The 11,131-nt window shown below is 37.0% G+C and carries 11 protein-coding genes; 8 read left to right on the top strand and 3 right to left on the bottom strand.

Annotated elements, in window-relative coordinates; all coding sequences use genetic code 11:
• Positions 1–2: 2 nt before the first annotated feature.
• Positions 3–200: a hypothetical protein gene (locus MKX96_RS10565; RefSeq protein ID WP_340883572.1), complete on the bottom strand. Its 198-nt coding sequence runs from the start codon at positions 198–200 to the stop codon at positions 3–5.
• Positions 201–506: 306 nt separating this feature from the next.
• On the opposite strand from MKX96_RS10565, the gene MKX96_RS10560 reads away from it, so the two are divergent.
• Genes MKX96_RS10560 through MKX96_RS10550 form a run of 3 tightly spaced genes read left to right on the top strand, consistent with a single transcriptional unit; the run spans position 507 to position 1,970 of the window.
• Positions 507–803 carry a serine hydrolase domain-containing protein gene (locus MKX96_RS10560; RefSeq protein ID WP_340883571.1) on the top strand — a complete coding sequence of 99 codons (297 nt, stop codon included), beginning with the start codon at positions 507–509 and terminating at the stop codon, positions 801–803.
• Between the two features lie 5 nt (positions 804–808).
• The gene (locus MKX96_RS10555) at positions 809–1,546 is read left to right on the top strand and encodes a serine hydrolase domain-containing protein (protein ID WP_340885986.1); all 738 of its coding nucleotides are present in this window, start codon (positions 809–811) and stop codon (positions 1,544–1,546) included.
• Positions 1,547–1,559: 13 nt separating this feature from the next.
• Positions 1,560–1,970 (top strand): GNAT family N-acetyltransferase, encoded by a 411-nt coding sequence (locus MKX96_RS10550; RefSeq protein ID WP_340883570.1) that lies wholly within the window; start codon positions 1,560–1,562, stop codon positions 1,968–1,970.
• Positions 1,971–2,600: 630 nt separating this feature from the next.
• On the opposite strand, the gene MKX96_RS10545 is transcribed toward MKX96_RS10550, so the two are convergent.
• Together MKX96_RS10545 and MKX96_RS10540 are read right to left on the bottom strand one after the other, a co-directional pair.
• A complete protein-coding gene (locus tag MKX96_RS10545; RefSeq protein ID WP_340883569.1) occupies positions 2,601–3,416 on the bottom strand; it encodes a VanW family protein in 816 nt (271 codons plus the stop codon).
• 65 nt (positions 3,417–3,481) lie between these two features.
• Complete coding sequence (locus MKX96_RS10540; protein ID WP_340883568.1) at positions 3,482–4,024, bottom strand: GNAT family N-acetyltransferase; 543 nt, start codon at positions 4,022–4,024, stop codon at positions 3,482–3,484.
• A 116-nt stretch (positions 4,025–4,140) separates the two neighbouring features.
• Here MKX96_RS10540 and MKX96_RS10535 point away from each other — a divergent pair, with 116 nt between their 5' ends.
• The 5 genes from MKX96_RS10535 to MKX96_RS10515 all read left to right on the top strand — a co-directional run bounded on the left by MKX96_RS10535 (position 4,141) and on the right by MKX96_RS10515 (position 11,131).
• Entirely contained in the window at positions 4,141–7,356 is a 3,216-nt protein-coding gene (locus MKX96_RS10535) for a BTAD domain-containing putative transcriptional regulator (RefSeq protein WP_340883566.1), read from the top strand.
• Positions 7,357–7,428: 72 nt separating this feature from the next.
• Positions 7,429–8,148 (top strand): hypothetical protein, encoded by a 720-nt coding sequence (locus MKX96_RS10530; RefSeq protein WP_340883564.1) that lies wholly within the window; start codon positions 7,429–7,431, stop codon positions 8,146–8,148.
• Positions 8,149–8,278: 130 nt separating this feature from the next.
• The gene (locus MKX96_RS10525) at positions 8,279–9,559 is read left to right on the top strand and encodes a substrate-binding domain-containing protein (protein WP_445678186.1); all 1,281 of its coding nucleotides are present in this window, start codon (positions 8,279–8,281) and stop codon (positions 9,557–9,559) included.
• A 113-nt stretch (positions 9,560–9,672) separates the two neighbouring features.
• Positions 9,673–10,440, top strand: coding sequence for an ABC transporter ATP-binding protein (locus tag MKX96_RS10520; RefSeq protein ID WP_340883560.1), 768 nt, complete (start codon positions 9,673–9,675; stop codon positions 10,438–10,440).
• Positions 10,424–11,131 (top strand): ABC transporter ATP-binding protein, encoded by a 708-nt coding sequence (locus MKX96_RS10515; RefSeq protein ID WP_340883559.1) that lies wholly within the window; start codon positions 10,424–10,426, stop codon positions 11,129–11,131. The genes MKX96_RS10520 and MKX96_RS10515 overlap by 17 nt, the downstream gene beginning before the upstream one ends.

The raw sequence follows: 11,131 nt of genomic DNA, 5'->3' as shown, positions 1-11,131 counted from the left end.
ATTTAGGTTCTTTTTTTGTTGTTTAGGAAATTATAAAATTCTGAACCTGTGGATAAATTGATGTCTAGCTCCATCGCCTTGCCCCTCGGGGTCAAATGGATAAAAGCTCCGGTGGCTGAGAAACTGCCTCCTCGCATTTTCTCCATTTGCCTGTCGGGGCAGTGACAGGCGAATCCGCTTTTGTTGATGTCTAGCTTCATCGCCTTGACCCCTCGGGGTCAAATGGATAAAAGCTCCCGTGGCTGAGAAACTGCCTCCTCGCATTTTCTCCATTTGCCTGTCGGGGCAGTGACAGGCGAATCCGCTTTTGTTGATGTCTAGCTCCATCGCCTTGCCCCTCGGGGTCAAATGGATAAAAGCTCCGGTGGCTGAGTAACTGCCTCCTCGCTTTTCTCCATTTGCCTGTCGGGGCAGACATAGGTGCCTACGTTTTCTTGTATGAATTAACAAAATATTCTTTATAAGAACGTATATTCGTGTTAGTATCTAAATAATGGGGGGATTTTATGAAAATAGAGGATTTTGAGCTGGCAGAGCGAATGAAATTTTATAAGGTACCTGGTATAAGCATTACATTTATTGTTCAAGGGCAAATAAGTGAGGGTGTCAATGAAGGCTCCTTAGAAAAGGGATGTGAGAAAAAAATTAAAGAAGATACACTTTTTAACGCTTGTTCGATAAGCAAGTTTTTAACTGGAATGCTAGTCATGAAGCTCACCGAATTAGGGAAAATTAACCTAGATGAAGATATAAATAAGAAACTTGTAAGTTGGATTTACCCGAAAATAAATTTACAAAACTAAAATCGGTGACACTACGGAACTTACTAAGCCATCAGTCGGGTATTAAAGATCCTGTTAATAGTTTTGCAGAGCTAAATTCAAATTATAGAGCCCCATCAATGATCAAACTTTTGGAAGGAGAAAGTCATTACAATGCTTACCCTATAAATGTTACATATGAACCTGGAAGTGAATTTCATTATTCAGATGCAGGATATTGTATCATTCAGCAAATTATAGAAGACGTTCTAAAAAAGCCATTTCCTCAAGTAATGGATAAATTCATTTTTCGACCATTAAATATGGAAAATAGTAAATATGTTATTAGTTCGTCTAGTATATGTAAGGAAACCTTTTCATGTGGTCACAGCAAGCACGGAGACGTAGTAGAGGATAAATATACGATCTATCCATACTCAGCTGCTTCAGGATTATGGTCTACATCTAAAGATATTGCCAAGCTAGTCCAAGAGCTAATGAATGCACTAAAAGGAGAAAGCATAACAGGCATTTCTTCAACGGTTGCTAAGGAATTGATTACTTCCCAAGGAGGAAAAGAATGGTCTGGACTTAGTGTGTTTCTTGATAAAGTAGGGAATGAGCTAGAAATTACATCACTTGGGTGGGGTGTAGGCTATCAAAGTATGATGGTGGCGTTTCCATATTTAAACAAAGGTGCTGTGATCATGACAAACGCGGATCTCGGTGTTCATCAGCTAGATGGTATCATCGGTGAAATATATCAAGCATGGATTAATTCTTAAGGGAGGGCAATGAATGAGGATAATAATGGCTTCACCAACTGAAATACATAAAGTAAATTCCTTTTTTATAGAGCATTTAAATCCTATTAGCAGCGAGCTATACTCCGCTGAGTTTTTGTGTCCTCTTGGCATACAAGCAGCCATTAGAAGAAATCAAATGGTTGTAGCAGTAGTAGATGGTGAAATAGTTGGAGCGATGCGGTTTTATCCAAAGAAAACAAATAATACTATCTCGCTTTATCAATTCGCTATAAGCAAAGAGCATCGTGGTAAAGGGATTTTAAAAAAAATGTTACTTTTTATAAAGGCTGCACCTATTCTTGCTCTCTGCCCAGTTGCTTCTGAATTTAACAATTACTTTTTAAAAACGGATTGGCAGCTACAGAAAAAAAGAGGCGAGTATAACGAATGGATATTTCAATAAGAGCAGCTCTACAACATTTTTGGTTGGTTAACTCCCAACTATGAATGAACATTTCGTTTATATAGGTTTGTAGAGGTAGGTGGTAACTAGCGAGGGAGTTAAGTAGATAACAGATCATAACACACCCAAAAGCTTCCACCTAGAGCAAAAATATACGAAACTATATGGTACAAATCTTATCTTTTATATTGTCGATTTCATTAAACAACTGTGTCTAAGATTTAGTTATTCTTAGCTTTGTTAAAGTTATTGGTTGGTTTTGACTAATAATTCTTTTTTATAGTGACTGTAAACATAAACAATTGAACTTTCAAATGGCTATTAAGAACATAAATAGATGCTGAAATTGGAGTTGGTGACAGTTTTTTAGCTTTGTTTATGCGAGTAAATTTATTATCGATTTATCGATGCTAAAGCTGTTCCCATTTATTGATAGGAGCGCCAGACGACGACTCCTACGGGATGAGGGAGACAGATAAGACAGCACAACCACGCACGTAAGCGATGGGTGATGGCTTATCGCTCACCCCGAGGAAAGCGTCCGGCTGGTGCGAAAAATCAATGCTACTCTCTGATCTAAGATTTCTTTGGATCATAAATCAACCCTACCCTTTAACATAGCCTTATTCTTTAACAATTCTCTACATGAGCCAAATCTGGTATAGGATACTTCACTTCCGAAAAGTTATGGATTAGCAACTCTTCTTTTATCATTTGTCCTGTTCTTTTATCGATAATCTTTCTCCAAATCTCGTTTTGACGAAAATTTTTCCCGTTTTGTTTTAAAAATTGATGATTTCTTTCATCAATATGATATGAATATGGCATTTCTTCTTTGGAGAAAATGGCACCCTTCAAGTGTTTATCAGTTACCCAAACCTTTATTTGAAATGAGTTAGGTGTCGGATTATAAAATCGTAAATCAACGTAATTGTAAAAAACACTGGCTCCACTACCAAAAGGAAGCGTACGTCCCGAGTCAGGAAAAGGATCAAAGCTATGATGATGTCTTTCGGTAACAACAAGAGGTGTGTGTAGCACCATCCAATATAAGAGGTTTGCAAGCTGACATATCCCACCGCCAATTCCCTTCTTCACCTCTCCTCTGGAGAGCTGCATACCTTCAATATAGCCTTTTGCTTTTGTAGTTTTTCCAACAAGTTTCCAAAAGGAAACACTCTCACCAGGTTTGATGATGATTCCATCTATTTTACTAGCAGCAATCTTCAAGTTTGTTATTTTATTTTCTTGCAATTGAGGGTCGCTTTCACCTAATGTCCTTCTCAACAATGATTGGTGTTTTTTGCAAGTGTATGGAAATGTGGTTGACAGTAACTTGCTGGTAGCTAACTTTTGCCCATTTTTTAAATTGATTAGTGACCTGACTAATCTTTTCTGTTGAATACGTAAGTGATAGAAAATTGGATGGATTTCAGATAGTCTCAATTTTATTTTCCTCCCTGCTTTTTACGTGAAGTTTTTTCATGAAAAAGCTAATACAAGTTATTTACTTATTTCCTCCATTCAGGCTTGGTAATAGAAAAAATAAAAGCGTCATGTGATTCGGTATCTTGATATAGATAACCTTTTAAGACACCTTCTTTTTCAAAGCCTATTTTTAATAGTAAGGAGAATGATGCCTCATTTTGAGGGAAGGTTACAGCCCCTATACGAAAAAGTTTTAATTCTTTAAAGCAATAATCAATCACTGCTTCTACAGCTTCAGTCACAATTCCTTTTCTCCAATGAGCGGGCAATAGATCATAGCCGATTTCAGTTCTTTTGCTATTTAAGGATAGGTTATTTAACCCTACTGTACCTATCAATTCTCCTGTTTCTTGCCAAACGATTCCCCAACGCATGGATCTTTTTTGCTCAAACCCATTCGCAAAGGATTTTACCATTGTTGCTGCTTGGTCGATGCTAGTTAATGGGGACATTCCGTAATATTGAATGACTTCTTCATTGGAAAAAATGGAGTAAATGCTAGGCACGTGCTCTTCATTTATTTCTATTAAATTTAATCTCTCTGTCATTAATACTGGAAAACTCATTTTATAACCCCTTTTCTAAAATTCATATAATTTAGCATAACTGTAATTATCTATCTATTCAATTAAATTTTATGTTAGGATATGTTTAAATAAACGGTTTCTTTAGGGGGGATTCGATGGAACAACCAACAATATTAGTATCCAAGCTTACACCACCGATTCCTTCTTCTAATTACATGAGAAGGTCCTCTCTAATTAAAAAGTTAAAAAGTAAAGCAGATAAAAAGGTTTGTCTTTTACATAGTGGTGCAGGATTTGGAAAAAGCTCTGCGCTTGCTCAATATTTCTACGACACCAAGGAAGCGTTTTCATGGTATTCAATATCCGAGGAGGACGATAATATTCTTCCTTTTCTACGTTATCTAGTGCATAGCATACGAAGAGTGGTTCCAACGTTCGGAAGTAGTCTACTAGAAGACAATATTCATTTCATATACCCAAAGGAGACAGAATTGACTAGGTGGTATTCTCTATTTTGTAATGAACTAGCCATAATTAATACACCTTTTACCATTGTCTTAGATGATTATCATTTAGTTGACCATGTATTTCATATAAATTATGTAATCGAAAAAATAATAGAATTTCTTCCTCCCTCTATTAATCTCGTTATAGCTTCTCGGATTCGACCGAAGTGGACTGTGTTGCTCAAGCTTAAGTTAAATGGTCAACTAGTTGAGCTAAAAGAACAGGATTTTATGTTTAGCGAGGAAGAAATTCAAGTGTTCTTTGAAGATTATCATGAAAAGTCGATTACTAACATTGAAGCTGAAAATGTATTAAAGCTAACGGAGGGATGGGCGATTGCCATCCAATTGATTGCTGTTCAATTAGTAGAATCTGAGAAAACGATAGCAAATCTTACTAATTTTGCGCTTAATGATTTGTTTTCCTATCTTTCTGAAGAAGTATTTTCTAATATGTCACCAAAAGATCAACTTTCTTTATTGAATTTCAGTATATTTCCTGTTTTTTCTGCTGAAGAAATAGATGAATTCTTTGGAAAGGAAGAATTTGCTCAGTTTGAGATGTTAACCTCTAGTCATTCTTTTATCCAAAAGTTAAGTGATTCCAATACTTATAGGTTTCACGCTTTGTTTCAACAATTTCTAGAAGATAAGTGGCTCCATACGAATTCTATAGGTTTTTATGAAACACATAAAGAAGTAGCTAATTTTTTTAAAGAGAAAAATAACATCGTCCAAGCTATATATCACGCCGTAAAATCTAAAAACGAGCAATTTTTAGCTGAAATGATTATTCCGAACGCCAACTCAATGATTTTGGCTGGTCAATTCGATTGGCTGCTGGAGTTGATGAAGGATCATTTATCTCCTTCTACTAGAGAACATTTTTATGAACTCTATTATTTTGAGGGGGAATGTCATCGATATCGAGCGTTTTATGAAAAAGCGAGGAAATCATATGAAAAGTGCTTAGCAATGGCTCAGGCAAAGCAGAATATTCTTTTCATGAGCAGAGCTAATGCAGGGATTGCCCATATTTATCTAGATACGATTCAACCAGCATTAGCAAAATCATTTTTAGAGGAAGCTATTAAATGGGCAAATGATAGTAAAGAAATATCAAATGACGAGCAGAATTCTCTAAAAAGACTCCATGCGGAGAATCTAGTTAATTTAGGCAGGTCGAAAGATGCCAGCGAGTGGGTAACAAGGGAAAAATTAGATCCATTTATTTTAAGAAATGGTAACTTGGATGCCCGAATTTATTTAAGAACTGGAATGTTAAATGATGCTGTACGAGTTCTAGAGATGAGACTAGAGGATGAACTAGCAATACCGGATTCTCATCGTGAAACCGCCTTACTGCTCTCCTTCATTTACTCATTGACAGGGGACACAGAAAAAGCGAAAAAAGCAGCAAACAAAGGAATTGAAACTGGCATTAAGGAAAAATCAGGCTTTGTTGAAGCGGTGGGATGGATTAGAAAAGGTCATGCGGAAATATTACATAATCCATTTGACCTCCATACTCCTGAAGCACTTTATTTAAAAGCTGTTCAACGTATGGAAGATTTGAATGTTTCGAGAGCTAAAGCTGAGCCTTACTTGGGACTTTCCATTTTAAAGTCCAGGCAAGGAAAATTTCAGGAAGCTATTAGTTATGGTGAAATGGGATTACGTGAAACAATCAGAAGTAATGATTATTGGTTATCTGCATATATAATGCTTGGTCTGTCCATTGTTTATTATGAAAATGAAGATTTAGATAAGGCAGAAGCAAGGTGTCAGGAGGCATCAGCATTATTTTATGAAAACGGAGATATATACGGAGAAATGACCAGTAATTATTGGCTTTCTCGTATTTATGCTGACCTTCATATGAGTGAGTTATTTATAAGTTCCATGGTTACATTCGCAAAAATATGTGTTGAAAATAACTTTCTTTTCTTTTTACTGAAAGAAACAGTATTTGGTCCAGTCGACTTACAGATAAATTTTCCCCTTATAAAAAAAGGCTTACTTCTAACAGAAAATAAAGATACTTTTTTACAAACGCTGAGAGAAAAATTAGTTATACGAGAGGAGATTGCCTATCCTGGATATTCTTTAAGACTTCAACTTTTAGGCTCCTTTACTTTATATATGGGAATTCATGAAGTAGAGGAAAGAAAGTGGCAAAGGGAAAAATCGAAGGAACTTCTTACTTATTTATATTTGAATAAAAGTCGTTTTGTACCTAAAGAAGAATTAATAAGAAGCTTATGGAAAGAAAACGCCGATGAAAAATCATCTGATCGAGATTTTAAGGTTATTTTAAACGCATTGCTCAAAGTTATCGAACCAAGTAGAGAAGCTAGGGGAGAATCATATTTTATAATCCGAAAGCAATCAATGTATAGACTAAACCCAGAGGCAGTGGTGAGAAGTGATTTAGAAACTTTTAATGATTACGCTACACTTGGTATGCTTGAAAAAGATGCTTCCTTAGCATTAGAGCATCTATTGAAGGCAGTGAGACTTTATAATGGCAGTCTTCTAGAAGGAAAGACAGCGATTGAGTGGATTTCCCATGAACGGGAGAAAACAGAACAACAGTATATATTGGTATTAGAAAGATTAGCGCAAACGAGTACACGTTTGAAGGACTTTGAGAAGACAATTTACTGGTCACAGAAGCTTATCCACTTAGATCATACGTGGGAAGAGGCCTATCGTTTACTCATGTTTGCTTATTATCAGCTACAAAATAGAACACAGGCCGTTAAATGGTATGAACGCTGTGTAGCAACTTTGCACGAGGAGCTTCACGTAGAACCTATGCAAACGACTATTCAAATGTATGAGATGATTATCAATTATGGATAAATTTTTAAGGGTATAAATATTTTAAGCTTCACTAACTTTACTAAATTCATCTAATTTATAGGAGGGGAATTCTTGAAATTAAGTAAAGTAATACTTTTTATTTTTTTAAGTATGTCTTTATCCGCTTGTAATACAGCTCCAATTACTGTGGTTACAAATTCTGTTTCATCATTTGGTTGTCCAGACGCGGAAATCGAATGGATTGATATGGTTATGATTAATGACATCAAGTATATGCATCATTTTCCTGAGCCGTCTGATGAAGAATTGACCTTATCAATCGAAACAGGTAACAAACTCGGTGAGGTTACCTATAAGATGGCAGGTAGTGCATGTAGTAATCATAAGATGATAAACGGAGATGCGACCTACGCGGAGAAAGGGTCATCAATTTACGAGATAAAGGGAATTCCAGCATCTTTAGCGGTGCAAGTAAATGACAAGGTATTTGTAGTAGAAACCAATAAAAAAGCAAAAACAGCTGGAGAACTTTACCCGTTAGAAGGGTTGGTCAGCAAAATATATATTGAAAGTACAGAGGATGGAAGAAGAATACACGAGTTCGGTCCGGAGTCGGTTCAACAGTTTATTGATACATGGAACACGTTAACACTAGAAGATGTTGAATCTATAGAAAGGGATGGTTCTAGAGTCTTTTTGCAAATTGAGTTACACAATGACATTCATTTTAGACAAGTCTACTGGCGCGAATCGAATAGCTTTAGCAATGGTGCAATAGGCACGACAAAAATAAAAGAAATTATCGACCATGAATTATCTGCTATCGAATAAAACTTAAAAAAGGCTTCGAAAATTTACGTACAGTAAAATCTTCGAAGCTTTTTTTCATTTTACATGCTTGGCCTAGCCAAGAACTTTGTAACTTATATGTAACTCCGATTTTGTACAGTTAAAACGAAGCATGAGAACGCTTACAAAAATAATCGGGAGGTTAAAAACATTGAAAAAATGGGTTCTATTTTTAACGCTATTATTGGTTTTATTTTTTAGTGCAGCTTGTAGTGATGATTCTGTCGAGTCTAGTGAAGAATCAGGTGAAACTACTCCTGTTTCAGGCGAGGTGCAGGAAGGAGAGACTATTAAAATTGGTGTACTTGCTTCGTTGACTGGAGCACTTGAATCGTACGGGAAGCAAACTAGAAACGGTTTTGAACTTGGTTTAGAGTATGCGACCGGCGGGACAATGGAGATAGCTGGCAAGAAAATTGAGGTTGTTTACGAGGATACAGAGACTAAACCTGAGGTTGCTGTTCAAAAAGCCACGAAGCTTTTGGAAGAGGATGAAGTAGACTTCTTAGTTGGTTCCTCTAGTTCTGGGGATACGTTAGCTGTACTGCCACTTGCAGAGGAATATGAAAAGATTATGATCGTAGAACCTGCTGTAGCTGATAGTATCACGGGTTCTGAATTTAATCCATATATATTCCGTACGGCTCGTAATTCTTCTCAGGATGCAGTGGCAGGAGCAGCTGCGATTGCTAAAGAAGGAGTGAAGATAGCGACCTTCGCACCAGATTATTCCTTCGGCTGGGATGGAGTCACAGCGTTTAAAGCAGCAGCTGAAAAGCTGGGGGCAGAAATTGTATTAGAGGAATACGCTGACCCTGCTGCAACAGATTTCACATCTAACCTACAAAAGGTAATTCAAGCGAAACCAGATTATCTTTTCGTCGTTTGGGCTGGTGCTAACTCACCTTGGAACCAAATTGCTGACTTAAAATTGCAGGATAAAGGAATAAAAATCTCTACTGGTGCACCAGATATCCCTGCTCTATCTATTATGGAGCCGTTAATTGGTATGGAGGGATTCTCGGTTTATTATCACACATTACCAGACAATGAAATTAATGATTGGTTAGTTGAGGAGCATAAAAAACGTTTCAATGGAGATGTCCCAGATCTTTTCACTCCTGGTGGTATGTCAGCAGCCATTGCCATTGTAGAAGCATTAAAAAAATCTGAGGGTAATACAGATGCCAATGAGCTCATTAAGTTGATGGAAGGTATGTCTTTTGAAACTGCAAAAGGAAAAATGACGTTCCGTGCTGAAGATCATCAGGCACTTCAATCTTTATATTCTATTAAGCTAGAAAAACAGGATGGCATCCCATACCCCGTACCAGTTCTGATTCGAGAATTGTCACCAGAAGAAACGGAGCCACCAATTATAAACAAGAAGTAACGATATTAAAGAATTGAAGAAACTGACTGCCTAACATGGATTAGGAATAAAACTAACCTTGTTATAGATCTTTTCTAAAGCAAGGTTAGTGTTTAAGAGAGGAGTCAATTCGAATGGAACCTATATTAAGAACGGAAAACCTGACGATTAAATTTGGAGGTCAAATTGCAGTAGACCATGTGAATTTTGTTATGCCCGAAAAACATTTCAAATCCATTATTGGTCCAAATGGAGCTGGAAAGACAACTTTTTTTAATTTAATTAGTGGTGAATTGAAGCCAACAGAAGGAGATGTATTTTATAAAGGTCAATCTTTGGCTAAGTATTCTTCTATCGAGAGGACGCGACAAGGCTTAGGTAGATCCTTTCAAATAACTAATGTATTCCCAAATCTTACGGTCATGGAAAATGTTAGGCTTGCGGTGCAATCGAAACAAAAAGTCCGTTATCAGATGCTTCGTCATTTTAGTAGCTACCATAAATTTCAGGAAGAGGCAGAACAGCTGCTGGAGATGGTTTTATTGTCTAAAAAAGCATATGCCTTTGCAAATGAGCTTTCTCATGGGGAAAAAAGAAAATTAGAAATTGCCATGCTTCTTGCTTTAGATACAGAGGTGCTGCTGTTGGATGAGCCGACCGCCGGTATGTCTTTAGAGGAGGTTCCAGCTATATTAGATGTGATTAAGCAGATTAAACAAAAGGGAGACAAAACCATTTTGTTGATTGAACATAAGATGGATATGATTTTGGATCTCTCCGACTCTATTATGGTTTTGTTCAATGGAAGGCTGCTTGCTGATGGTAGCCCCAATGAAATCATGAACAATGAAACCGTTCAAAATGCATATTTGGGAGGTTTATACGATGAACACCTTGCTTAAATTAGAAAATGTACACACTTATATTGGTCAATACCACATTTTGCAAGGAGTCTCTTTTGAAGCGAGGGAAGGAGAAGTGAGTGTGCTGCTAGGTCGAAATGGAGCAGGGAAAACGACCACTTTAAAAACGATTATGGGCCTTACACCTGCCTCCAAAGGAATCATAAAATACGATGACTCTTCAATTGCCTCGCACGCTACTCATCAGATTGCCTCAAGTGGTATCGGGTATGTACCCGAGGATCAAGGTATTTTCGGAGCGTTAACGGTTGAGGAAAATTTAAAGGTGGCAATGCGAAAGGGAGATGATGCAGCAAAAGAAAGGCAGGAATATGTACTAGAGCTATTCCCGGATCTTAAAAAGTATTGGAAGAAGGATGGAGGGCATTTATCAGGAGGACAAAAACAAATGCTTTCAATGGCTAGGGCATTCGTTAATGAAAGTAAACTTCTATTAATAGACGAACCTTCAAAAGGTCTTGCACCGGTCGTTATTGAAAAGGTGATGGAAGCAATAATAGAGATGAAGAAACAGACTACTATTATCCTGGTAGAACAAAATTTTATGATGGCAAGTAAAGTCGGGGATACATATACACTAATCGATGATGGAGAAACTGTTCAATCGGGACAAATGAGTGAGCTAATCCAAGATGAAGAATTGAAGAGAAAATACCTCGGTATCGGGTAA

It is taken from the genome of Psychrobacillus sp. FSL W7-1493, from assembly GCF_038004905.1.
Taxonomy (GTDB): domain Bacteria; phylum Bacillota; class Bacilli; order Bacillales_A; family Planococcaceae; genus Psychrobacillus.
Note: the sequence above shows the minus strand (reverse complement) of the source record. Positions and strands in the feature narration are given on the sequence as shown.

Coding starts and splice junctions, on each gene's coding strand:
- MKX96_RS10565 (WP_340883572.1), bottom strand. CDS start 200: ATGAAGCTAGACATCAACAAAAGCGGATTCGCCTGTCACTGCCCCGAC.
- MKX96_RS10560 (WP_340883571.1), top strand. CDS start 507: ATGAAAATAGAGGATTTTGAGCTGGCAGAGCGAATGAAATTTTATAAG.
- MKX96_RS10550 (WP_340883570.1), top strand. CDS start 1,560: ATGAGGATAATAATGGCTTCACCAACTGAAATACATAAAGTAAATTCC.
- MKX96_RS10540 (WP_340883568.1), bottom strand. CDS start 4,024: ATGAGTTTTCCAGTATTAATGACAGAGAGATTAAATTTAATAGAAATA.
- MKX96_RS10535 (WP_340883566.1), top strand. CDS start 4,141: ATGGAACAACCAACAATATTAGTATCCAAGCTTACACCACCGATTCCT.
- MKX96_RS10525 (WP_445678186.1), top strand. CDS start 8,279: ATGAGAACGCTTACAAAAATAATCGGGAGGTTAAAAACATTGAAAAAA.
- MKX96_RS10520 (WP_340883560.1), top strand. CDS start 9,673: ATGGAACCTATATTAAGAACGGAAAACCTGACGATTAAATTTGGAGGT.
- MKX96_RS10515 (WP_340883559.1), top strand. CDS start 10,424: ATGAACACCTTGCTTAAATTAGAAAATGTACACACTTATATTGGTCAA.